At 66.7% G+C, this 22,589-nt stretch carries 21 protein-coding genes and 2 tRNA genes; 11 read left to right on the forward strand and 12 right to left on the reverse strand.

The annotated features are described in order from the left end of the window. Positions 1-93: 93 nt before the first annotated feature. The 9 genes from ACFCV3_RS05850 to ACFCV3_RS05890 form a co-directional block, all read right to left on the reverse strand. Complete coding sequence (locus tag ACFCV3_RS05850; RefSeq protein ID WP_376026500.1) at positions 94-1,614, reverse strand: amino acid adenylation domain-containing protein; 1,521 nt, start codon at positions 1,612-1,614, stop codon at positions 94-96. Beyond that, on the reverse strand, positions 1,611-2,405 hold the full coding sequence (locus ACFCV3_RS05855; protein ID WP_376026502.1) for an SAM-dependent chlorinase/fluorinase: 795 nt from the start codon (positions 2,403-2,405) through the stop codon (positions 1,611-1,613). Before ACFCV3_RS05855 ends, ACFCV3_RS05850 begins: the two co-directional genes overlap by 4 nt. Before the next feature lie 47 nt (positions 2,406-2,452). After that, positions 2,453-3,661 carry a methionine adenosyltransferase gene (locus ACFCV3_RS05860; protein ID WP_376026504.1) on the reverse strand — a complete coding sequence of 403 codons (1,209 nt, stop codon included), beginning with the start codon at positions 3,659-3,661 and terminating at the stop codon, positions 2,453-2,455. Positions 3,662-3,671: 10 nt separating this feature from the next. Next, on the reverse strand, positions 3,672-4,448 hold the full coding sequence (locus tag ACFCV3_RS05865) for an SDR family NAD(P)-dependent oxidoreductase (RefSeq protein ID WP_376026505.1): 777 nt from the start codon (positions 4,446-4,448) through the stop codon (positions 3,672-3,674). Then, entirely contained in the window at positions 4,448-5,401 is a 954-nt protein-coding gene (locus ACFCV3_RS05870; RefSeq protein WP_376026506.1) for an inositol-3-phosphate synthase, read from the reverse strand. Before ACFCV3_RS05870 ends, ACFCV3_RS05865 begins: the two co-directional genes overlap by 1 nt. Positions 5,402-5,576: 175 nt before the next feature. Then, complete coding sequence (locus tag ACFCV3_RS05875) at positions 5,577-6,494, reverse strand: LLM class flavin-dependent oxidoreductase (RefSeq protein WP_376026507.1); 918 nt, start codon at positions 6,492-6,494, stop codon at positions 5,577-5,579. Between the two features lie 8 nt (positions 6,495-6,502). Further along, a complete protein-coding gene (locus ACFCV3_RS05880; protein ID WP_376026509.1) occupies positions 6,503-6,751 on the reverse strand; it encodes a hypothetical protein in 249 nt (82 codons plus the stop codon). Further along, positions 6,748-8,625: a hypothetical protein gene (locus ACFCV3_RS05885; RefSeq protein WP_376026510.1), complete on the reverse strand. Its 1,878-nt coding sequence runs from the start codon at positions 8,623-8,625 to the stop codon at positions 6,748-6,750. The genes ACFCV3_RS05880 and ACFCV3_RS05885 overlap by 4 nt, the downstream gene beginning before the upstream one ends. Then, the gene (locus tag ACFCV3_RS05890; protein WP_376026512.1) at positions 8,622-9,446 is read right to left on the reverse strand and encodes a hypothetical protein; all 825 of its coding nucleotides are present in this window, start codon (positions 9,444-9,446) and stop codon (positions 8,622-8,624) included. Before ACFCV3_RS05890 ends, ACFCV3_RS05885 begins: the two co-directional genes overlap by 4 nt. A gap of 500 nt (positions 9,447-9,946) precedes the next feature. On the opposite strand from ACFCV3_RS05890, the gene ACFCV3_RS05895 reads away from it, so the two are divergent. Further along, positions 9,947-10,930, forward strand: coding sequence for a phosphotransferase enzyme family protein (locus ACFCV3_RS05895; RefSeq protein WP_376026514.1), 984 nt, complete (start codon positions 9,947-9,949; stop codon positions 10,928-10,930). Positions 10,931-11,174: 244 nt separating this feature from the next. Continuing rightward, on the forward strand, positions 11,175-11,747 hold the full coding sequence (locus ACFCV3_RS05900; protein ID WP_376026516.1) for a hypothetical protein: 573 nt from the start codon (positions 11,175-11,177) through the stop codon (positions 11,745-11,747). Between the two features lie 85 nt (positions 11,748-11,832). On the opposite strand, the gene ACFCV3_RS05905 is transcribed toward ACFCV3_RS05900, so the two are convergent. After that, positions 11,833-12,078: a hypothetical protein gene (locus ACFCV3_RS05905; RefSeq protein WP_376026517.1), complete on the reverse strand. Its 246-nt coding sequence runs from the start codon at positions 12,076-12,078 to the stop codon at positions 11,833-11,835. Between the two features lie 386 nt (positions 12,079-12,464). Between ACFCV3_RS05905 and ACFCV3_RS05910 the strand changes: the two genes are divergently transcribed. Beyond that, positions 12,465-12,812 carry a VOC family protein gene (locus ACFCV3_RS05910; protein ID WP_376026519.1) on the forward strand — a complete coding sequence of 116 codons (348 nt, stop codon included), beginning with the start codon at positions 12,465-12,467 and terminating at the stop codon, positions 12,810-12,812. Positions 12,813-12,902: 90 nt separating this feature from the next. Continuing rightward, the gene (locus ACFCV3_RS05915; RefSeq protein WP_376026520.1) at positions 12,903-13,373 is read left to right on the forward strand and encodes a hypothetical protein; all 471 of its coding nucleotides are present in this window, start codon (positions 12,903-12,905) and stop codon (positions 13,371-13,373) included. A gap of 73 nt (positions 13,374-13,446) precedes the next feature. Here ACFCV3_RS05915 and ACFCV3_RS05920 read toward each other — a convergent pair. Continuing rightward, positions 13,447-13,522, reverse strand: a tRNA-Arg gene (locus ACFCV3_RS05920). 80 nt (positions 13,523-13,602) lie between these two features. On the opposite strand from ACFCV3_RS05920, the gene ACFCV3_RS05925 reads away from it, so the two are divergent. From ACFCV3_RS05925 to ACFCV3_RS05945, 5 genes are all read left to right on the forward strand, one after another. Next, positions 13,603-14,157, forward strand: a complete 555-nt coding sequence (locus tag ACFCV3_RS05925; protein WP_376026522.1) for a hypothetical protein — start codon at positions 13,603-13,605, stop codon at positions 14,155-14,157. A gap of 38 nt (positions 14,158-14,195) precedes the next feature. Continuing rightward, positions 14,196-14,777, forward strand: coding sequence for a hypothetical protein (locus ACFCV3_RS05930; RefSeq protein WP_376026523.1), 582 nt, complete (start codon positions 14,196-14,198; stop codon positions 14,775-14,777). Beyond that, positions 14,774-15,997: a hypothetical protein gene (locus tag ACFCV3_RS05935; protein ID WP_376026524.1), complete on the forward strand. Its 1,224-nt coding sequence runs from the start codon at positions 14,774-14,776 to the stop codon at positions 15,995-15,997. Before ACFCV3_RS05930 ends, ACFCV3_RS05935 begins: the two co-directional genes overlap by 4 nt. A gap of 327 nt (positions 15,998-16,324) precedes the next feature. Beyond that, positions 16,325-18,214 (forward strand): phosphoenolpyruvate carboxykinase (GTP), encoded by a 1,890-nt coding sequence (locus ACFCV3_RS05940; RefSeq protein WP_376026526.1) that lies wholly within the window; start codon positions 16,325-16,327, stop codon positions 18,212-18,214. Between the two features lie 228 nt (positions 18,215-18,442). Next, positions 18,443-19,324 (forward strand): LLM class flavin-dependent oxidoreductase, encoded by an 882-nt coding sequence (locus ACFCV3_RS05945; RefSeq protein ID WP_376026528.1) that lies wholly within the window; start codon positions 18,443-18,445, stop codon positions 19,322-19,324. A gap of 287 nt (positions 19,325-19,611) precedes the next feature. Here ACFCV3_RS05945 and ACFCV3_RS05950 read toward each other — a convergent pair. Further along, positions 19,612-19,701: transfer RNA gene (locus ACFCV3_RS05950), tRNA-Ser, on the reverse strand. A 251-nt stretch (positions 19,702-19,952) separates the two neighbouring features. Here ACFCV3_RS05950 and ACFCV3_RS05955 point away from each other — a divergent pair. Beyond that, a complete protein-coding gene (locus ACFCV3_RS05955; protein WP_376026530.1) occupies positions 19,953-21,527 on the forward strand; it encodes an LCP family protein in 1,575 nt (524 codons plus the stop codon). A gap of 76 nt (positions 21,528-21,603) precedes the next feature. After that, positions 21,604-22,581, forward strand: coding sequence for a hypothetical protein (locus ACFCV3_RS05960; RefSeq protein WP_376026531.1), 978 nt, complete (start codon positions 21,604-21,606; stop codon positions 22,579-22,581). The last annotated feature ends 8 nt before the right edge of the window (positions 22,582-22,589 follow it).

Consider the following 22,589-nt stretch of genomic DNA (forward strand, 5'->3'; position numbering starts at 1 on the left):
CCGACGCCGAGCTGAGCCGTGCGACTGCAGAAAATTCGCAGTCGCACGACGCCTTTCGCAGCTGTGCAGCGGTGTTTCTTGACGGGTCGTCGGCTACCCACGAGAGTAGGAAGCGCGACCTTCTCCGAAGTCCCTGGCCAAGGCCTTTCGATCGAGCTTCCCGTTCGGGCTCAGGGGAAGTCGAGGAACCTCGATGTACTGCGCCGGTACCGACTGGATCGGCAGCCGTTCGGTGCACCAGCTCAACAGGCTGCTGCCGGCCACCGGATCGGCATGCGCCGCAACGTAGAAGGCGATCAGCCGCGCGACCCCCGCCTCGTTCTGGACGATCACAACTGCCGCGGTGTCGATCTCCGGATGCGTCAGCAGACAGGCTTCGACCTCTTCCAGCTCGATCCGGTATCCCTGGATCTTGACCTGGTTGTCCCAGCGTCCGCGGTACTCCAGCTCGCCGTTGTCGAGCCGCCGGACGACATCGCCGGTCCGGTAGTACCTGAGCGAATCGCCCCCCACCGTCAGCTGGGGAAATCTTTGCGCCGTCAGCACCGGGTCGTCGAGGTAGCCACGGGCCATGCCGGGCGTTGCGAAGTACAGCTCGCCATCGGCGCCCGCAGCGGCCGGTTTCTGATCAGAGTCCAGAATCGCGATCTGGGCGTCGAAGAGCGGCGTTCCGATGGTGACCTGTGCGGACGCGTCGACGAAAGTCCGAGCCGTGATGTCCTGGACAGCCTCCGTCGGACCGTAGACGTTCATCACCGGCACCGACGATTTGGCGAACCACTTGGTCAACAGCTCAGCTGTCAGCGCCTCGCCGCCGCTACGGACCAAGCGAAGACTGGTGAGATCGGCCGCCGAAGGCTCCTCGCTGCGGACCAGATAGCTCAGCACGGTCGGTGTCACCCACAGCACTGTCACCTGGTGCTCAGCGGCGTATCGGATGATCTGCTTCGCGCTGTACTGGCGAGTCCGGAGGACGAGCGTTGCTCCGGCTGTCAGTGGCCCGAAGATCTGGCCCATGGAGGCCGCGAACGACACGGACGCGAACTGCAGCAGCCGGTCGGACGGGGTCAGCTGAAAGAGCTCGGCGGTCTTGCGGGCGACGTCGTACAGGGCCTCGTGGTCGATCAGAACGCCCTTTGGACGTCCACTCGATCCCGAGGTGAACAAGATATAGGCCAGGCCGTCTGGTGCCGGCTCAACGCCGCGGGCGGATCCATCGGCCGATCCGTCGAGCAGACGGTTCGGTTCCAGGATGTGCGGCGCACCAGGTGCCGGCGGTCCGGCCGGTTCGCCGTCCGCGACGACGTACGAAACCTTCGCGTCTTCCAGCATCATGAGGCGGCGCGCCGCCGGGTAGCTGGGATCGACCGGTACGCAGGTGGCGCCGATCGCGAGAACAGCCAGTATGCAGACGATCGCCCCCGGCCGGTCGGCGACAGCGACCGCGACCCGATCTCCGGGCCGCACACCGGCGTCGTGCAGCGAGCCGCCGGCTGTGCGCACCGCGGCACTCAGATCCTGGTAGGTCATCGTGGTCGAATCGGCGATGATCGCGACGCGATCGGGCGCTTCGGCCGCGACTCGATGGACAGCCTGATGGGCGAGCACGATCATCGGCCTCCCGGTCCGGTGTGCGTCGGTACCGGCCGCCAGTCGATCTCATCGCCGACCGCAACCCCGAACCGCGTCGCGAAATCACCCCGTACGGCGGCGATGTCCGCCATGTCGGGGAACGAGGTCGACTGGTACACCATCACCTGCCCGTCGTCGGGCTGGAGATAGATCTGGCTGTCGATGAACGTCGCCTGGCACAGTGGATGGCCGTTGCGGAGGATCTCGAGGCGGGATCCGGGCCGCAGGTCGGCGGTGTCCCGTAGCACCTTGACGTTCCCGAAGCTGTCGACGTGGACGGTCGTTCCGGCCCTCATCGGGATGTCGTGGATCTCGGTGGGATCCACGGGATAGCCGGCCAGCGCGGCATCCCAGCCCGCGGCGAGGCGAGCGGCCATCGGTGCGATGAATGTCTTCCCGGAGAAACTGCTCCGCGGCACGTCCGGGAGTTCGTACACACGCTCGACACCTAGATCCCGGGCGAGCCAGCCGTAGTACCCGAAGTTGGACCCCACGAAGAGATGGCCGGACTTCGTCTCGCCCCAGATGACGCGATGGGTCGCCTCGAGATCCTTGGATTTGGAGACCAGGGTGAACAGGATCGTTCCGGCCGGATAGGTCTCGGCCACCAGCCGGGTCAGGAACGCGGCGTTCGTCTCGGAGAACGACTCGACCGCGACCAGCGGCTCCACGGTGGCGACGCTGCCGATCCGGTCCGCCTCGGCATGGACCGCGCCGCACATCTCGTTGAAGGCGACATCGACGCAATCGGTGATCATGACAATTCTGCGCATTCGCCGTTGGCCTCCGCCCTGCGGATCGGTCTGAGGGTTGGGGGCGGTCACCACAGTTCGATGCCCTTCGTGATGAGCTCGCGCGAGCGAACCGGCAGCCGCTGAATCTCGCGGTCGATCACCGCATGGATATGGCGCGCCTCGTCCTGGTCGACGGCGCGATCGACATTGACGACGACATCGTCCGGCTCGGAGGTCGGGCTCCCTTTGGCGGTGTGGATGAAGACCTCGATCCGTGCGTCCAGATCCGCGGCCAGGACGTCGGCGATGGCTTGCGCGGACAGGCCGTAGAGCTTGCCGGTGTGATCGAGCGGGTTCTTTCCGGCGGGGGCCTCGATACTCATCGGCCGCATCGGGGTGATGAGGCCGTTCGACCTGTTGCCACGGCCCGTGACACCGACGTCACCAGTGTCGGCAACCGAGCCGAGAGCGGTCAGATAGACCTTGTCGTGGTCATCGGCCACATTCAGGCGGATGGTGATGTCGGCATCGAACCGCTCTGTCAAAACCACCGCCAGTTTGTCCAGTAGCTCCTTCTTGCGCCGGTCGTAGTGTGCACGGTCAGGGATATGAGCCGCGAGGAAGGGCACGTTGACGAGCAGTTCGAACGTCCGGCCGTGCCGACGGCCGAAGACCTTGATGTCCCAGCCGACGTCGGGGTTCTGCTGCTTGAAGGCGGCTCCGTTCAGGAACCTCTCCGCCGCCAGTACCATCTGCTCGAGCTCGGTCAGCGGGCTGAAGGCAGCCAGAATGTTGCTGTCGTTCGAGACCAGCGGGGTGTCGTCCGGATCGGCCAGTTCCTCGGGCCCGGACGGGCGATAGCGTGACGAGCTTCGGCCCGGGCCGGTGGAGTCCACGGCCCGCAGCTCCAGCGTGAGATGTGCGGCGGGATCGAATCCGGTCAGAACACTGCTCAAAACCTCGACAGCAGCCGCGTGGGCAATCTCCTGGACCGGAATCTGCGCGTCTCCGACAGCGAAGGCACACTTGCCGGCCACGACAATGTGGTACGGCACCACGATGGTTCCGCGGCCGAACGCGATATCCGCCTCGCCGCCGACCAGCAGCACCTTGTCGAACCAGTGGTGGGCGACGCGCCCGAAGCGATCAAGACAGTACTGCGAGTACCTGCGTGAGACCGTCTCGGAGATTGCGTCGCAGATGGTGTCGGGATGGCCTACTCCCTTTCGCTCGACGAGCTCGAAGTCACTGCTGAAGGCGTCACAGGTCAATTCCTGACCGATACTGACAGACAAGTTCGGCTCCTCACTGAGTCATGTGCCCACCGTCGACGACCAGGTTCTCGGCCGTGATGAAGCTGGCGTCGTCGGAGGCAAGGAAGGCGACGGCCCTGGCGACCTCGACCGGATCGCCTACCCGCCGCAGCATGGCGCGGCCGCCGACCTGAGGGTGCTGGTCGGCAGCTGCTCGATCCAGGTTCATGGTGCGGCGCAGAACCGCGGCGTTGTTGTCGCTGTAGATGTTTCCAGGGCAGACGGCATTGACCCGGATCTGAGGGGCGAGCTCTTGGGCGAGCATTCTCGTCAGATGGGTGACCGCTGCCTTCATCGTGCTGTAGGTCGTCAGGCCGGGCTGCGCGATGAAGGCCGAGATCGAACTGATGTTGACGATGCTGCCGTTGCCGCCGGCCCGTAGGTACGGCACCGCGTGCTTGGCCATCAACGCGTAGCCGAGCACGTTGACGTCGAACATGGTCCGCCAGTCGTCGACCTCGGCGTCGACACCTCGCATGATGAATGCGCCCGCGCAGTTGACCAGAACGTCGATCGAGCCGTAGCGGTCCGCGGTCCGGTCGATCGAAGCGCGAACGGACCGCTCGTCGGCGATGTCCGTGGACTGGAAGAGCACCTGGAAGCCTTGATCCGACAGGAGGCCGGCGGTCTTCTCGCCGGCCGCCTCGTCGACGTCGGCGATCACCACCGCCATTCCGCGGTCGGCGAGCTCGTGACAGATCGCTGCACCAATACCCTGAGCGCCGCCCGAGACCACGGCGGTCCGGCCCGAGAGCGAGTCGGACCTCACTACTGGTCGACCTGTCGCGACAACTGCCGATCGAGGTCGGCGACGAACGCGTCGAAGTTCGCCATCGCCTCGCTGTGTGCCGCCGGCGTCGGCGGTGACTTGAACAGCATCTCGCAGGGTGGCGCGATCAGGCCGACCTGACCGGCCCGCCGGGCTCCGGCAACGACGCGGACCGCGTCGATCATGGTGCCGGCGGCGTTGGGGCTGTCCTCGACCTCCAATCGCAGATCGATCTTGATCCGGGAACCGAGGATCGACTCACCTTCCAGACTGAGGTGGCAGATCTTCGTGTCCCCGAGGTAGCCGACGAAACCGTTCGGCCCCGCGAGGACTGTGCTCGCGTCGATTCCGGCCGCCGACAACGCGTTCCGCTTCGACGCGACTTTGCTGGCCGAACGATCCGCGTCGGCGAGGTTGAGGAAGTCCATGTTGCCGCCGACGTTGATCTGGTACGTGCCGGTCGTGGTGACACCCTTGGCACGCAGGAGCTCGATCAGCGCTGTGTGCACGGTGGTCGCTCCGACCATGCTGCGGGTGTCATCGCCGACCAACTGGGCGTTGTGCTCGGCGAACAACGCCTGGAACCCGGGATCGTTGGCGACCTGCTCGGGCGTGCCGTTGACGAAGGCGACGCCCGCGCGTGCCGCGGCCTCGGCATAGCTACGGACCGCGTGGGTGGCCCCGGTCGGCAGGAAACAGACCAGAACCTCGGCCTCCGACTCACGGAGCACCTCGATGACTTCCGCCGGACCGACATCGTAGGTGGCGGGGTCCGGCGTGACCTGACCCTTCAGATTGCCTTCCAGCCCGTCGAGCAGCATGCCGGGTGACACCGTGACGTTCTGATGACCGATGTCCAGGAATGTGGTGGCGGCGTTGCCGGTCTGGACGGCTTTCGCCAGATCAGCGCCGACCTTGCGTTCGTCCACGTCGAAAGCCGCTACGAACGTCACGTCGTCGATTCCGATGCCGGCGATTCGGGGGCGGCCGACACCGGGTTGTACCCCTGGCGAGGCCGCACTCTCCACGAGTTGAACCAGGCTGGAGGCACAGGAGCCGACACCCGTGAGCGCAATTCGGACTTTCTCCACAATTCTGTCCTCTCTTGTCTGAGCACGCCGATCTGTCTCAGCCGACCGTCCGGGCGAGCTGTCCTACCAGTGCTACGTCCTGTTCGTCCGGTGGGTGTCTCCACTGAAGAATCACGCGCTGGACTCCCAGCTGCGCGAACTCGCCGACCTGCTCGGCGGCTTGTGCCACCGTGCCGGTGATCCACTGTGGTGAGCCGTCGGAATCACTCGGCCGAAACTCTGCCGGTGTGGCGGCCAGGAGAGTCGCCTGCGCCTGATCGGCCAACTGCGTCGTGTGCCCAATGGCCTGGTTGGCTGCGATCGACCGGAACACAGTGGCCGGATCGCGATGCAGCCGATCGCAATGACGCGCCAGAGCGTCGGACCGTCTTCGGTAGCCGGCCGGGCCGGTTGCAGGCGTGTTCCATTCGTCCGCACCGCGGGCGACCAGCCGTGCGAGGCGGGGCCGTCCGAGACCGCCGATCAGCAGACGGAGCCGAACAGCCGGACTGATGACTGCGCCCTGCAGCCGGACATACCGGCCGGCCACGCTGACCGGTCGCGCGTCCTGGGCGAACCTCAGCGCAGCAACGACTTCGTCGAGCATGTCCGCACGCCGTTGCGCGGAAGGGAAGTCGATCCCGAAACTCTCATGTTCGGCGGCATTCCAGCCAAGCCCCAAGCCCAGGGTCACGCGGCCTGGAGCCAGAGCCTCCAGGGCAGCCGCGGTCTTCAGGATGACCGAGGCCGGCCGGAACGTGACCGGACAGACGAGCGATCCGACGTGCAGCTTCTCCGTCACCGAGAGAGCATGGGTCATCGCAACAAGGCAGTCGATCGAGGACTTCCGCGCACCGGCATCGAGGGACTGCAAATGATCGGAGAACCACAGCGAGTCGATTCCGTAGTGCTCGCACCAGGCAAGTAGTTCCTGCAGCCGCTCCCAGGTCATGTCCTCCTGGAGCTCCACGCTCATCCCGAGCTTCATGCCTGTGATCTCGTCACGCGATCGAGCGTCCGGATCGTGTCCGGCCATGCTTCCGGACCTGATCCGGGATCGGCTCCGCTGCCGGCCAGGACGGCGTCCAGCACCTGCAGGTACTCGGGCAGCGTCAGGCCGTAGCCGCCGAAGCCGAGATCCTCGTCCGGGCCGGGCGCCGGTCGGCCGAATCGCGGAGCGAGCCGGCTCACGAGTCCGACGTACGACGACAGGTCCTGCTGGCGATGTGTCACGTCGTCACGTCCTCAGGCCAGAACCGTTCGGGGTCCTCGATGAGATTCGTGAAGGCGGCAATGAGCTGCCGCTGACGAACCAGCTCGGCCGCCGCGGCGACTTCCTTGTCCGGCCGGAGGAATCGGCGAGGTATCAGCGCAAGCTGGTCCTCCCAGTACGCGTAGGCGTTCAAGGCGCGCGCGAGATAGGACAGCGCGCCGAGAGGGAGACGGTTCGCCGCCTCGGTCCGGTCGGATCCGGTCAGCGCTCCGGCCAGCAACTGACGGGCCTGCGCACTATCGAGTCCCAGCTCGATGACAGTCGACGCGAGATCCTCAGCCGGATCGATCCGCCACGACCACTCACCGAGCTCGAGATGGACTCGGGTCACCTTGGTGTCGCCGAAGAGATAGTGCCAATGCCCTTGATTCCTTGGCGCTTGCACCAACGGAATCCGGGCCCCGGCTCGGGCCTGCAGGCCGTTCCAGTCGATCTGTGCTGCCGTCTGCTCGACCGAGCTGCCGAGGGTCGTCGCTACCCGCATGACCCGGCGCCGGACATCGTCGACGTACAGCGAGGTGGCGAGCTTGCCGCAGGCATTCGTGCCGAAGAGGACGGCGGCGTGGTGGGCGAGCTGATCCACTTCGGCGGTGGTTGGCGACGCATCGCCGAATGCGCGCGCCTGCCCGTCGTTCCACGGCTCGAACATGAACCCGGCGGCATGACCGAACCAGGTGCGTCCGATGACCTCGTATGCACGCAGCCGGTCGAATTCAGCGGCAGAGGCGACCCCGGACCCGAGGACCTTGGCGAAGAGTGAGCGACGTCGCCCGTCGGTCTCGACCTCGACCAGGTAATGGCGGTCACGTCCGCGGGGGTCGAAATGTGAGATGACGTCGAGCGGGACGGTGGTCCTGGCCGCGTAGTACCGATGCATGTATGGCGAAGGTCCGCGTTCGACCCGCAGAACCCGCACCGATTCCTGCGGGGCCGCGCTCTCGTTGAGAATGCCTTCGAAGAACACCGTCGGCGACACGCCTGCCCGGCCGGGGCCGTCTTCGCCGCGAGGTGCGACCAGGACCGGAGTGCGCTCGAAACTCTTGCGTGGTCCGGGAGCGAGCGTTGTGGCGATCAGTGTCGAATTCTGCGCGAAGACCGCCGGTCCTACCTTCAGAGCGTCGAGATAATGACGCACGGCAAGGAATGAGGTGCCGCTGAAGGCAAGGTCGTCGAGGACAGCGGCCGCGACCGCCGAGCCGTGACGATCGACGAAGATCTGTACCTCGTCGTGGTCCGGCCTCAGTGGGAGCATGACAGGGATGGATTCGCTGACCGGATCCGCCAGCCGGTCCGGCCTGGTGGTGTCTCGCGGACTGCGCACGCTGATGGCCAGCTGGGGGATGCCGCACCGTTCCGCCGCCGCGGCCCAGATCGGGGCCAGGTAGCTTCCGGAAGTACGGATTCCGATGACCAGCAAGGATGCCGGACGGTGCCCCGCGAGGTAGCCGTCGACGAATCGCGCGTAATCGCAGAGTTTGGCCAGATCGCGGCTGAAGACCTCAGGAATGACTGCCCAGGCAGTCGGCGATTCCGTGATCCATTCCAGGCTGTCCGGTTGTTTCCAACGCCGCAGCTGCTGCCGCGCCGAGCTGCGGATGTGGTCAACGAGAGCGGCAGAATTCGCCCCGTCGGGCCAATAGGCTTGGTCGGCAACGCGGGCCGAGATACTTCTCCAGGCCACGCGGTAGAACTGAAGGTCGTCAGCGAATTCTGCCGGCGCCTCCAGGCAGAAGTCACTGTAGATCTGTTCGCACGCGCACGCGAGTTGATATGTCTCGTCCGAATTGCTGGCCGACGCTTCGGCCAGATTCGCCAGCAGTCCCAGTAGATTCAACCGAGCGCCTTTCCCACCGGGGTGTCGTCGGCCAGCGGCACCACCTCGTACAGACACCACTCGGGATCGAACTGGTGGATTGACGTCACGGCCCCGGAGGAATCCGTGCGTACCACCCGCGCGTTGGCTCCGTCGGCGAGCCACCACCCGTCGCCGTCGAACACCGCGTCGTGCAGCCAGGGCGTCTCGATCTGCACGTGATCCACAACTCGTGCACCACCGGCGCCGACCTCGACCACGAGCCCGCGGCCGCGGCAGGTGTCGGCGAGCGTCAGCCGGCCGTCCGGCAGGACGCGCACCGCATGCGGACGCGTCAGGTCGTCCAGGAGGACGCGAGTCTTTCCGCTGGCCCGATCGATCTCGACCAGTTCGTTGCGGTGCAGCAGGGTCGCGACGAGGGTGTCCTCGTTCAGCATGGCGATCGCGTTCATGTGCAGGCTCTGCAACTCGATCGGATAGGACCAGCGCCGATGGTCGGCGTCGCGGTCGAGTGACCACGGCCGCCCCTCGACGTCGGCGTCGTACCCGTGATCGACCGCCCACCATTTCCACAGGTCCTGCCCGGTGGCGGGAGCGAACTCGACCGCGAGATCGAGGCCTGACACCGCCAGCAGCACGCCCTGCGGTCCCGGCCGCAGGGAGTGCAGGTCGTTGCACCACGGTTCGTCGATCAGTACCCGCGAGGAGGTCAGGTCAAGAGAATATTCGCGGAGTTGCGAATAGCACGCCACCATAATTCCGTGGTCATGGACGTGCATCCCTTTAGGGCTCCACAGTGATTCCATCGTGCGGATGTCGCCGTCGTCGTCGACGAGTGCCATCACCCCTGGAAATTGGAGCGGCCGTTCAAGGGTTCCGAACTTCCGCGTACGTGAACGGTAGTCCGGGGTCTTCCAGTTCGCTTTGCGTTGCGAATAATCGGTCCGGCTGGCGGTCAGCAGATACGGCAAGATCAACCCCCACTCTTCAATGACGGCAGAACGGCGGGTACGCCGACCTTTGGAATCGCGGCCGACGCTAGCTCATTTCCGCCGTGTTCGACCGGGCAAGTCCGAACACCGCATGCGCACCGCAATCGACGTATGCCGGGCTGGTCGGGCAAGCCGAGTTGGCGTATCGTCATTGACCACTCTCCAATAGCGGCCTTGGGTGACTGCCGACCCGCGAAATGGCTCGGCGGCCTGGTTTGTACTCGTGGGGAAGGGCAGCTCAAGAACCCGAGCCGGCCTACCGTTGGCTAGACGGCGGGTCAGGCTGCGCCGCTGGTCTCAGGGACTAAACGGGCTGAACTTCTCCTGGGCCTGCGGTTAGGGTGACGGGCATGAGGGACGAGCCAGGCGAGATTTCGTGTGACCTGGTTGCCGGAATGCTCAGTGAGCATTGGGGTTTTCGGGTCGGCGAGGTGGTCTACGCCCCGGTCGGCTCTGGAAGTCATCACTGGATCGCCGCCGGAGTCGACGGTCCGCGGTGGTTCGTGACTGCAGATCGTCTCGATCCGAGTGGCAGCTGGATGGGTTCGACCGCTGAGCAGATGAAAGGCACCATCGAGTCGGCGGTGCAGGCGGCAAAGGAGTTGGCTGACAGCGGTTGCGAGTTCGTTGTCGCACCGTTGCCCGACCGCACCGGCCACCTCGTTCGGGAAGTCCCAGCGGGGTGGATGCTCGTCGTTTTTCCTTACCTGCAAGGGTGGAGCACTTCAGACGGTGCGTGGGACGATCCAGCGGAGCGGGAGCAGATCGCCGGCATCCTCGGCCGCCTACACGCCGCGACGCCACCAAGAACGTTGCAGCGCTGGGATTTCGCCGTACCGGGCCGAGACGTACTGCTGACGGCACTTGCGGACCTCGATCGTCCTTGGTCGTCAGGACCGTACGCCGAGCCCACCCGGCTGAGGCTGTCCGCAGCCCTCGACTATCTGCGCGCCAGACTCGCGCACTACGACACGCTGGTTCGCGAGATCGAGGCGTCAGATGATCCATGGGTGGTGACCCACGGCGAGCCACACAGTGCCAACGTCCTACGCACCAACGATGGCCGAATGCGGCTGATCGACTGGGACACCGTGCGGCTCGCTCCGCGCGAACGCGACCTGGCCGCGGTTCTGGGCGGCCCCACCGACGTCCTGCCGGCGTACCAGGCGCAGGCCGGCCCGATCAGCCCGCGCACCGCGGCCCTAGAACTGTTCCGCGTCTGGTGGTCGCTCGCCGAAATTGCCACCTACGTGCAGCTGTTCCGACGACCGCACACCGATTCCCAGGACAGCAGGGAATCCTGGCAGGACCTGACGACGTACGTGCCCGGCTAACGGGCGGCGTTGGGTCGCCCCGGCCACCAGGTCCCGCCGCCGCCTCACCGATCAGGAGGGCCGACCCGCCGGTTCGGAGGTTACGCAGCCATTGTCGCCGTCCGACACGCTCCTGACGAGGCCGCATCTGGACCGTGCCCTCCGATCCTGCGATCGCGGTTGCACTCTCATGTGTTGACAGATACCTTGTGTCGCAAGGTAGTCGACAAGGTCCTCACTCAGGACGGAGAGACGGAGACGCGAAATGAACGCTGACCGGCTGGTCGAGGCGTACTTGAATGAGCTGGCCACGGCCGCCGAGGGGTTGCCGGCGGAGCGCCGTACCGAGCTCATCGCCGACATGACGACGCACATCGCAGAGGCGCGCGCCGACGGGGCGACCTCGGACGACGACGTGCGCGCAGTGTTGCAGCGACTCGGTGATCCCTACGAAATCGTCGCCGCATCGACCGACGGCCTGGTCCAGACCGACGTCCCGCCGCGCTTTCGCCCCCGGGACTTCGGCGCGGTGGCGCTGCTCCTCTTCGGGCCTTTCGCCCTGCTGATCGGCTGGCTGGCCGGCGTCTGGCTGCTGTGGACCTCCGACCGCTGGACTCGCCCCGAAAAGCTACTCGCCACCCTGGGCTGGCCGATCGGGTACGGCGTCGCGGTCGTCTGCGACTACACCTTGTCCATCCCGCTCGGGCTGACGATCGCGATCGCGACCGTGATCACCATCGCCCCTCTCATCCCCTTACTCAAGAACGGCCGCCCCGGGCGCTCCGCCACTAGGGCCGCACTCGCCGGCGCCACACCAGCAACCTCAGCCAACAGCTAGGTGCCGGAGGGTCTGCACAGCACATGCCGACGACCTGGTCCGCTGCGAGCAGCTACTACGCCCCGCACATGAACGAGTCGGCAGGCTAACGGAGCCTTCGGTGGCGCCAGCTCCACTTCAGTGGATCGGGATCACTGTTCGCGCCTTCGAAGTCCCGCTTGAAGGCTTGGAAGTCCCACCCCAGGATGGCGAACACCTGAGCCTGGGCTGGAGGTCGCCCATGCGATTTCACATAGGACTCGACCACTCGCTTCTGCGCGGCTGTCTCTTCCTCGGTGAACAACGCCATGTCGCGAAGATAGCGGCGGGACAAGTCGCGCTTGGCGGACATGGCCTGATGCTGTCACCCGGATGAAGGCCGAGCCCGCCGGTTCAACTCGTTGGGAGCAACGAAGATCCGGACGAGGGTCCGACCGCCGCAGCCCTGGTGCCGAGTTGGCCAGAGCGTCAGCAAAGTCCGGCTCCGGACCTGCAAATCCCCAGGTCAGTTAGCTTCTGACTGGGTCATTCTTGCGCGCTCGAAGGGATTCGAACCCCCAACCTTCTGATCCGTAGTCGAGTTCAGACCGTCCATCGCTGACCACCGCGCGCCTGAACGCAGGCGTCGATCGGACGAAATGTCCAGGGTCGTCCGGTCCAATCCGAGGCTGCTGTTAGCAAGCCCGTTAGCAATTCTCTGGTGAAGCCCCAAGGTTCGATCTGTGGCAGGCTCGGAGCATGGTTGGGACGAGGCTTGAGCATGTCCGCGCGAACGTGGCTAACCTGAACGCTGCCGTCGAGTGGTACACAACGGTTCTAGGTTTCGAGGTCGAGGCGTACTGGCCGCCGGAGGCGCCGAACTACGCGCACTTCAAGACACAAGGTGGTGCGACGTTCGCAGTGATGGAGGCCGAAGGCCGAGGCGGGCGGTTCAACTTCACCGTTGATGACCCGGACACCCTCTGGCACGAGGTGCGCGAGCTGGCCGTGGTCGTCGAGCCGCTGTTTGATACGCCCTACGGAACGCGCAAGTTCACAATCGCCGACCCAGACGGCAACGAGTTGGGCTTCGTACGCAACGGGTGAGCTGGTGGGCCGCATCTGCGCCCGCCTCGCAAAGCTAAGACGCACCCCCGACCACAGTGCCGGCCGATTCGGATCCGTCATCCCGGAGTCGTGAGGCCCCCGCCGGAGGCGCGCCTTGACGCCGGAACCGTCGAGATCCTCAAGGCCCACCGTCGCCGCCGACTGGAGGACTTGCGTGTTGCCGGAGACTCGTGGGTCGACACCGGGCACGTCTTCACCACTGGGTTCGGGCTGCCTATCTCCCCCGACACCCTCAGCCAGCTCATCGCGAAGTCAATCAAGGCCTACAACGAGCCCGCCGACAACGCGGAGGCCCCCGAGTTCCCGCTGCCGCATGCCCGGCTTCACGATCTGAGGCACGTTCACGCCACCTTGCTCCTGGTGGCGCCGACCGGCTGGGGCACGCGGACCCCCTCGGTGACGCTCCGGGTCTACGCCCATGTGATCCGTCGTCGCGCCGCCGGAATCGCCGACGTGTTCGCCGCCGCGGCGGCCCAGATCGAAGAGAACCAGGCGGACGAGGAAGACGGCCCGGACCCGTCAGCGCTGGCACCGCGTTAGCAAGGCGTTAGCAAGATCGGCCCCTGAAAAGGCGAAAACCCCAGGTCATCTATCTGGTGACCTGGGGTTTTGCTGGCGCGCTCGGAGGGATTCGAACCCCCAACCTTCTGATCCGTAGTCAGATGCTCTATCCGTTGAGCTACGAGCGCCGGGCAACGTCGAGTAACGATACAGGGAGAGGGTGTGTGGATGCCAATCGGGGTCGGGGGTGGGGACTTAGCATCCGGGGATGGGCATTGAGGAGCTGTTGGGTGGGCGGGATCTGGGGGATGTGAAGAAGGCGGTCGGGTTCGTGATGGAGAACTCGGACGACTTCCAGAAGGTGCTGGAGTTGGTGCGGGGGCTGCCGGATGGGGCGGTGGGGTTTATCGGGAAGTTGCCTGAGTTGCTGAAGACGATCGGGTCTGGGCTGGCTGAGGCGGGGGAGCAGGCTGGGAAGGCTGCGGGGGCCTTGGTGGGGGACGACGGGGAGGGTGGGGCTCGGCGGGCGCTCAGTGGGAGTGCTACGACGATGCATACGGCCAAGGACCGGTTGCATGATGCGGCGGGGATGCTGGCAGGGCTGGCGGGTGAGCTGGACAAGATCCCGGGGATCGGGGATGCGGCGGCCAAGAAGCTGAACGACGGGAGTGGGCAGATCGGCGGGGTGGCGACGGAGATCGAGAGCCTGGCCGGGAACCTGCAGGATCTGTCGGGGATTCTGGCGGATGTCGGGGAGGCGTTGAAGGGGCTGGGGACGAAGTTGAGTGAGTCGGGTGGGTCGGTGCAGAAGCTGCTCGACTGAGGGGGGTTGCGGCCCTGGGACTGACTAAGGTCTCGGGTATGGCTAGTCGGGTGGTTCGGGGTACGGCGATCGCGGCCGGGGTGGCTGCGGTGGTGGGGGGCGGCGTCGGGTTTGCGTTGGGGCAGCCGGTGCAGGACGAGGATGTGGTGCCGGCGCGGAAGCTGGCCGCGGACTTGTGTGCGCGGCTCGGGGACGTGTCGGTGCTGTTGCCCAAGGCATCGAGTGGGCGGTTGGCGCAGTCGGGGTCGGGTGCGGTGACGTGTTCGGCGGTGGTCGGGCGGCAGCAGGCCAGTACGTTCTCGGCGGCTTCGGTGAAGGTGACGATCACGCCGTACGGCGGGAAGCTGGCCGGGGCCGGTGAGGCGCCGTTCACGCCGGCGGCGATGGCGAAGAAGGCGTTCGACCGGTCGCCGTTCGATGCGGTGCCGGACCGGCCTTATCCGACGAAGGGTGATCAGACGGCGGTCGGGCTGGCGGGTGAGTCGTTCACGACGCGGGTGCTCGTGCAGCGGGCGGATGTCGTCGTACTGGTGGAGTACACGGCCAGTCCGGTGCAGGCGGAGACAGCGCGGCAGGCGGCGACTGTGTTGGCGGACCGGGCGATCTGGGAGACGAAGTGAACGCGCCGGAGATTGCCGGGTACCGGTTCGAGCAGTTGCTGCTCGCGCATCCGCTGGCGGAGGTGTGGCGCGGACGGGCCTTCACGGGGATGGAGGTTGTCGCGCTCGTACTGACCGAGGCGGGCGCGCGGGAGCAGGTGGTGCAGGAGCGGCTGGTGCAGGCCGGGCGGCAGGCAGCGCTCGAGCCGGGGCAGGCGGAGACGCCGTTGTGGGCGGCGAACTTCAGTGCCGCGCGGCCGTATGCGATCACGCAGCTCGTTCCCGGGCAGACGGGTGCGGAGCGGCTGGTTGATCCGCTCGACGGGATTGTCGGGAACGACGACGCGTCGCTGCAGGCGGTGCGCTCACTGCTCAGCCAGTACGGCGGGATCGCGCCGACTGCCGGACCGGGCTTCCCCTCGTACGTCGGTGGGCCGGATCCGGCCGGACCAGGTGGGCAGGCTGCCCCCGGCGTGCCTGCCCCCGGGGCGCCTGGCCCCGCCGTGGCTGGGTCCGGAGGCAACGGTGCGGCAGTGGCCGGGGTGGTGGACCGGCTGGGTGGCTGGGTTTATGCAGTCGCCGTGGTTGTTGTGCTGATCGTGTTCACCCTGGTGTATTCGGCCGGGGCGACGGTCGGCAGTGCGGTGAAGGAGGCGCCCGACGCGGCGCCGCCGCCGGCGGCGGTCAGTCCGGCGGCACTCCCCTCGACGGTGTTGCTGCCCGGCCTGCCGAAGATCACCACCGCGCCGTACAAGCGGCCGGATGGCAGTGCCGGGCTGGTGGGAGCGACGTACCCCGCGGGTGCCGACGTACAGGTGGTCACCAATGCGGACTTGCCGTTTGCGCTCGGGTGGCCGCGGCCGCCGGCGGTGTCGTTCCTGGGCGAGTCGTCGACGATCGCGTATCGGCGGATCCAGACCGACGAGCAGTCGACCGGGCGGAAGGTCCCGCCGGACCTGCGGGTCGCGCTGAGCGCCTGCTCGAACCTGGCGGACTGCGTCAAAGGCCGGGCGGCGTTCGATCAGGAGTGGACGAAGGTCTTCCAGGTGCCGGTGCCGTCGGTCGCGAAGGATGGGCGGACCTGGTTGACGACTCAGGACAAGCCGTACGTGCTGACGATGACGCGCGCGTTCCAGAGCGGTGGTCAGTGGTGGATCGTCGGGGTGACGGTCACCGGCAAGCCCGGCGAGGAGCCTGACGTCCAGCGGATCCTGAACGACATCTGGCGGCAGACCAGCTGATTCATCGAAAAATCTTCACCGAACGGCCCGCGTCCCGACGCGGGCCGTTCTCATTTTCACAAGGTCGGCCGGAAAGCGGTTGTCGGAAAAACTTTGTGACCGGGTTCACGTTCGACGGGTTCACAGCACCCGTTTCCGTCGCGTACCGTTAGTACCACTTGCACACTGGTATGCGTCCACTGCAATCACTGGTATGCGACAGATCACACCGCCAGTCCGCTGGATCGAACCGCTGGAGACCCCGGCGGCCGGTGCCGTACCCGTTTCCTCAGCGTCGAGGAGCCGGAGCAGCAGCCGGACCGACAGCTGAGAGGGAATGAGCCGCCGATGACGACCACCGCCAGCCCGACCCACACCGCCGATCTCACCGAGAACGCGCCGACCGGGACCGCGTCCGCCACGACCACCACGGCGTACGACCTGTCCGGCGCACCGACGAAGCACGCGGGCCTGCTGGCATGGGTGGCCGAGGTCGCCGAGCTGACGCAGCCGGACGCGATCCACTGGGTCACCGGCTCCGACGAGGAGTACGGCGTACTGACCCAGGGGCTGATCGACGCCGGCACGATGGTCCGCCTCAACGAGGCGAAGAAGCCGAACTCGTTCTGGGTCCGCACCGACCCCAGTGACGTTGCCCGCGTCGAGCAGCGCACGTTCATCTGCTCCGTGGACGAGAAGGACGCCGGTCCGACCAACAACTGGATGGACCCGGCCGAGATGAAGGTCCTGATGACGGACCTGTACCGCGGCTCGATGCGCGGCCGCACGATGTACGTCGTTCCGTTCTGCATGGGCCCGTTGACCGCCGAGCAGCCGATGTTCGGGGTCGAGATCACCGACTCGGCGTACGTCGTCGGCTCGATGCGGATCATGGCCCGGACCGGGTCCGACGTACTGGCGAAGATGGGCACCGACGCGAAGTACGTGCCCTGCCTGCACTCTGTCGGCGCCCCGCTTGCCCCCGGGCAGAAGGACGTCCCGTGGCCGTGCAACGACGAGAAGTACATCGTCCAGTTCCCTGAGGAGCGGACGATCTGGTCCTACGGCTCCGGGTACGGCGGCAACTCGCTGCTCGGCAAGAAGTGCTACTCGCTGCGGATCGCCAGCGCGATGGCGCGCGACGAGGGCTGGCTGGCCGAGCACATGCTGATCCTGAAACTGATCTCGCCGGAGAAGAAGGTCCACTACATCGCGGCCGCGTTCCCGAGCGCGTGCGGCAAGACCAACCTGGCGATGCTCGACCCGACGCTCGAGGGCTGGGAGGTCGAGACGCTCGGCGACGACATCGCCTGGATGCGGTTCGGCAAGGACGGGCGCCTGTACGCCGTCAACCCGGAGTTCGGTCTGTTCGGCGTCGCCCCCGGTACCGGGTGGAAGACGAACCCGAACGCGATGCGCACGATCGAGAAGGGCAACTCGGTCTTCACGAACGTCGCCCTGACCGACGACGGTGACGTCTGGTGGGAGGGCTACTCGCCGACCCCGCCGGACCACCTGACCGACTGGAAGGGCCGCGAGTGGACGCCGGCCTCGGGCGAGCTGTCCAGCCACCCGAACAGCCGGTTCTGCACCCCGATCGAGCAGTGCCCGATCCTCGCCGACGAGTACGACGACCCGAACGGCGTACCGATCTCGGCCATCATCTTCGGTGGTCGCCGGGCGACGACGGTGCCGCTGGTGACCGAGTCGCGCGACTGGGCGCACGGGGTGTTCATGGGCGCCACGCTGTCCTCGGAGACGACCGCGGCGGCCGTCGGCCAGGTGGGCGTCGTACGGCGGGACCCGATGGCGATGCTGCCGTTCCTCGGGTACGACGCGGGCCAGTACTTCGACCACTGGCTGACCGTCGGCAAGGAGAACGACGCGAGCAAGCTGCCGAAGATCTTCTACGTGAACTGGTTCCGCAAGGACGAGAACGGCAAGTTCGTCTGGCCGGGGTTCGGTGAGAACGGCCGCGTGCTGAAGTGGATGATCGAGCGGATCGAGGGCCAGGCCGACGCGGTCGAGACGCCGGTCGGGTACGTGCCGACGGCCGACGGGCTGGATGTCAGCGGGCTGGAGCTCAGCGAGAAGGAGCTGCAGATCGCGCTGAACGTCGACGCCGAGGAGTGGAAGGCCGAGATCCCGCTGATCGAGGAGTGGTTCGCCAAGCTCGGTGACACCGTTCCGGCCGAGCTGAAGGTCGAGCTCGACCACCTCAAGGCCCGGCTGGGCTGAGACTCCGCTGCCGAGTCGGAAGCCGGCAGCGGGAAGCACGCGGCGCCCTGGTCCCACCATGACCAGGGCGCCGCGCTGTTTGTACAGACGGACGGGTAGTAGGCGGCGGCCCAGGGGGTGTCTCAGGCGTGGGGCGGCGCTCGGATGCTGTCGGTGGGTGACGTACTAACAGTTCTTCTGTACGCAAACCCGGTCGCTTGGGGGGCAGTGGGTGCGTAGGTTGGCGGGATGAAGATCGGGTTGATGTTGCCAGTGGGTGGGTCCGACGGGCCGACCGGTGGGATGCCGCGGTGGGACGACGTCAAGGCGATGGCTCTGACGGCTGAGTCCAGCGGGCTGGATTCGGTGTGGATCGCGGACCACTTCTTCTACCGGGCAGCGGACGGGGCTGTGCATGGGATGCATGAGTCGTGGACGTTGCTGAGTGCGGTCGCGGCGGTGACCGAGCGGGTCGAGCTCGGGAACATGGTGCTCTGCTCGACGTTCCGGGACCCGGGGCTGACCGCGAAGATGGCCGCGACGCTGGACGAGGTGTCAGGTGGGCGGCTCACTCTCGGGGTGGGCGCGGGGTGGCACGATCCGGAGTACGAGGCGTTCGGGTTGCCGACGGATCATCGGTTCGGGCGGTTCGAGGAGTGGCTCGAGATCGTGGCGCGGATGGTGCGCGGCGAGACGGTCAGCTTCGACGGCACGTATTACAAAACAGTCAACGCTAATCTCACCCCGGCACCGGCGCGCCGGATCCCGATCCTGGTCGCCGGCTCGCGGCCGCGGATGCTCCGGCTCACCGCCGAGTGGGCCGACGCCTGGAACATGGCCTGGTACGGCGCTCCTGGCGAGAAGGCGGTTGAGCGTCTCGAAGGGTTCCGTGCCGTCACCGCGGAGGTCGGCAAGCCGGTCGCAGCTACCGTCGGCCTTGTCGTCCGCGACCCGGAGCAGACTCCGAACGAGGGTGATCCGACTGCCTTCGCCGGTACTGTGCCGGAGCTGGCCGAGGTGTTCGGGGCGTATCAGGAGCTTGGTGTGGACCACCTGATCGTGGCCACTGAGCCCGTCACTCCCCGAGCCGCCGAACGCCTGGCCGAAGCCAAACGTCTGCTCGAGGGGTAGTCGGTTGCCGTCGGCGCCGAACCGCTGAGCGTTGCGCCGAGGCAGACATCCTTCGAGAGGCCAACCGGTCTTGGTTGTTGCCGTCACGAATGCGGCCGACCCGGTTGCCTTTGGTCCCCGCCGCTCCGGCCGTGGGTTGTGATCGAGAGGCCCGGGTTCCATGGCTGAGGTGGCTGCGGCGGGGGGCGGGGGTGAAGCTCGCCGGGCGGGGGCCGGGGGGTGCACCCCCCCCGGAAAATGCCGAAGCGCCCCCGTCCACGCTTTCGTGGGCAAGGGCGCTGCAGGCGCGGAGGCGGCGAGATTTGAACTCGCGAGAGGGGATTACCCTCAACCCGCTTAGCAGGCGGGCGCCATCGACCGGACTAGGCGACGCCTCCTCCGACGTACTCGCTCAAGGTTCTGAGCGAGCCGACGACGACCAAGACTATCTGCTCAGTAGGTCTGGCGGCAAAGTGGGTCGGGGGCGGCGGTTTGGGAGTGTCGGCTGACCCGTGTGTAACCTGGCGTGCACCGACGGGGGTCGCCAGCACACGTCAACCGAACGGCGGACGTGGGCGTCATAGGTATCGTGGAACGCTTCAAGCGTTCCACGGTGGGTCGCCACATCGTCGATCAGGGAAACGGAGCCATGTCGCGGAGTACTCGTGCCGCCGGACGGAGGTCCGCGCCTCGCGCCAGCCGGTCCAAGCACCGCTCGCAGCGCGCTCGGACGACCTCCAAGGCCATCGGTCTCACCCTGCTCAGCGCACTGGTTCCGGGTCTCGGCCTGATCAAAGGCGGCCGGACGAAGCTCGGGGCGTTCGTCCTGACGCTCGCCGTGGGGCTGCTGCTGGTCGCCGCGTACGTCGGCCTGACCCAGCGGAACTCGGTTCTCGAGCTGCTCGTCTCCCCGCGCCAGCTGCTGATCGCGACCGCGGCAGTGGTGGTGCTCGGGGTGCTGTGGATCTGGGTCGTGGTGGCCTCGCACAAGCTGCTCCGGCCGGTGAGCATGACGTACACAGGCCGGCTGGCCGGCTCGATGTTCGTCGGCCTGCTGTGCTTCGCGATCGCCGTCCCGACGACGGTGGCGGCGCAGACGGTGATGGCGCAGCGCGACCTGGTCGGCAGCGTCTTCCAGTCCGAGGGCAACTCCAAGAGCGCGACCCGGCCGAAGGTGGACAAGGAGGACCCGTGGGCGAAGACCCCGCGGCTCAACCTGCTGCTCCTCGGTGCGGACGACGGCGCCGACCGGAAGGGCGTCCGGACCGACACGGTGATGGTGGCCAGTATCGACACCAAGACCGGTGACACCGCCCTGATCTCCCTCAGCCGGAACTGGATGCGGATGCCGTTCCCGGAGGACTCCCCGCTGCACAAGGAGTATCCGGACGGCTACTGGGATCCGAGCCTCGGCAACGTCGAGCAGCCGGAGTACTACCTGGACTCGATGTACGACAACGTCCCGAAGAAGCATCAGGGCATTCTCGGCGCGACCGACAACATGGGCGCGGACGTGGTCAAGCTGGCCGCGGGGGCCGCGCTCGGGCTCGACATCGACTACTACATGCAGATCAACCTGGCCGGGTTCCGCAAGATCATCGACGCGATCGGTGGCATCACGGTCAACGTCAACTACAAGGTGCCGATCGGTGGCGACTACGGCGCCGGCCCGGGGACCCGTGGCGAGAAGAAGCCGTCCGGCTACATCCAGCCCGGCCCGAACCAGAAGCTCGACGGTTACCACGCGCTCTGGTTCGCCCGCGGCCGCTACGGCCTGAGCGACCCGTCGCGGCAGGAGCGGCAGCGCTGCACGATCCACGCGCTGGTGAACAGCGTGAACCCGGCCACCCTCGTGACGAAGTACCAGCAGATCGCCTCGGCCAGCAAGGACCTGCTGCGGACCGACATCCCGCAGGAGATCCTGCCGGCGTTCATCGAGCTCGGTCTGAAGGTCAAGTCGGCGAAGGTCTCGAACGTGGACCTCGACAAGCGGAAGAACTTCCCGACCGGCAAGAACCCGGACTACTCGGCCATGCAGGAGCTCGTCGCGAAGGCGATCGCGCCGAAGACCAAGCCGATCGCCTCGACCCCGTCGACGACCGCCACCAAGAAGCCGACCACCGGGACGACGAAGAAGCCGGTGAAGACGACCTCGACACCGGGTGCGGCCCAGGACCTGAACGACGCCTGCGCCTACGACCCGACCCAGACCGGGACGAACTGACAAGAACAGGTCAATCTGGACTGGCTCAGCTTCTTTGGGGAAGGATGCACGCACCGAAGAAGCTGGGGGCGGACAGATGCGGCGATGGTTGGCAGTAGCGGTCGGTACGGCGTTGGTCGTGGCTGGGTGCAGTAGCGAACCGGAGAGCAGCAAGCCGCTGCCTTCGACGACGATCAGCGCCCCGACAGATCAACCGACCACCCCGGCGCCGGCACCGACGCCACCGCCGTCGTCGACCACGCCGACGCAGACGACGCTGAGTCCGGTGGGCTACAAGAAGGCACTGGCCACCTCCGAGACGAACCTCGTCCGCGGGGTGCAGCGGGTGATGAACGCGCCGACGCTGGCTGCCTTCGACCAGGCCCGGGCGCAGCTCGCGGCCGCGATCGCCCGCCAGCGGCAGGACCTGGGCAAGCTCCAGCCCCCGCAGACAGCCCGCACCGGACACTCCGAGGCCCTCCGCGCCTTCGACGGGTACGCCCAGAGCGTGACGACGAACCTGGCCAAGTCCGGTGAGACCAAGACCGGCTGCGGGTTGCCGAAGGCGAGCGCAGTCCGGCTGTACGAGGCGAAGACCGGCATCCGTACGTCGATCGTCGAGCTGTCGCAGGCGGTCAACAAGAGCCTCGGCAGGGGCATCAACTTCGGCCTCCGGATGACGCCGCCGGCGCTGAAGCCGCCGCCGCAGATGACCGGCCGCGGCACGAACGGCCAGATCATCCAGCGGTCCGGGCCCCGCGGTGCCGGGACGCTGCAGATCAAGAACAACGGTTCGGCCGATGTCGTGGTCGTCGTCGCGAACAGCGTGCCGCGGCAGCCGCAGGTCTCGATCTACGTCCGGCACAACTCCGACGCCACCCTGCGCGGTATCCGCGGCAGCTACTGGGTGTTCTTCAAGTCCGGCAGCGCCTGGGACGGCGTCAGCCGGCAGTTCACCGAGGGCTGCTCCTTCTCCAAGTACGACGACCGCTTCGACGGCAAGTTCGACTGGACGGTCACGCTGTCACCGGTGATCGGCGGGAACGCGTCCACCTCGGATGTAGACCCGTTCTGAACCGATGG

It is taken from the genome of Kribbella sp. NPDC056345 (assembly GCF_042262745.1).
Taxonomy (GTDB): domain Bacteria; phylum Actinomycetota; class Actinomycetes; order Propionibacteriales; family Kribbellaceae; genus Kribbella.

Bases quoted from the DNA above. Each gene is read 5' to 3' on its own strand.
- ACFCV3_RS05945 (WP_376026528.1), top strand. From the start codon at position 18,443: ATGAAGATCGGGTTGATGTTGCCAGTGGGTGGGTCCGACGGGCCGACC.
- ACFCV3_RS05875 (WP_376026507.1), bottom strand. From the start codon at position 6,494: ATGAGCGTGGAGCTCCAGGAGGACATGACCTGGGAGCGGCTGCAGGAA.
- ACFCV3_RS05925 (WP_376026522.1), top strand. From the start codon at position 13,603: ATGGGCATTGAGGAGCTGTTGGGTGGGCGGGATCTGGGGGATGTGAAG.
- ACFCV3_RS05850 (WP_376026500.1), bottom strand. From the start codon at position 1,614: ATGATCGTGCTCGCCCATCAGGCTGTCCATCGAGTCGCGGCCGAAGCG.
- ACFCV3_RS05855 (WP_376026502.1), bottom strand. From the start codon at position 2,405: ATGCGCAGAATTGTCATGATCACCGATTGCGTCGATGTCGCCTTCAAC.
- ACFCV3_RS05940 (WP_376026526.1), top strand. From the start codon at position 16,325: ATGACGACCACCGCCAGCCCGACCCACACCGCCGATCTCACCGAGAAC.
- ACFCV3_RS05960 (WP_376026531.1), top strand. From the start codon at position 21,604: ATGCGGCGATGGTTGGCAGTAGCGGTCGGTACGGCGTTGGTCGTGGCT.
- ACFCV3_RS05955 (WP_376026530.1), top strand. From the start codon at position 19,953: ATGTCGCGGAGTACTCGTGCCGCCGGACGGAGGTCCGCGCCTCGCGCC.
- ACFCV3_RS05895 (WP_376026514.1), top strand. From the start codon at position 9,947: ATGAGGGACGAGCCAGGCGAGATTTCGTGTGACCTGGTTGCCGGAATG.
- ACFCV3_RS05890 (WP_376026512.1), bottom strand. From the start codon at position 9,446: ATGGCACTCGTCGACGACGACGGCGACATCCGCACGATGGAATCACTG.
- ACFCV3_RS05900 (WP_376026516.1), top strand. From the start codon at position 11,175: ATGAACGCTGACCGGCTGGTCGAGGCGTACTTGAATGAGCTGGCCACG.
- ACFCV3_RS05905 (WP_376026517.1), bottom strand. From the start codon at position 12,078: ATGTCCGCCAAGCGCGACTTGTCCCGCCGCTATCTTCGCGACATGGCG.
- ACFCV3_RS05930 (WP_376026523.1), top strand. From the start codon at position 14,196: ATGGCTAGTCGGGTGGTTCGGGGTACGGCGATCGCGGCCGGGGTGGCT.
- ACFCV3_RS05910 (WP_376026519.1), top strand. From the start codon at position 12,465: ATGGTTGGGACGAGGCTTGAGCATGTCCGCGCGAACGTGGCTAACCTG.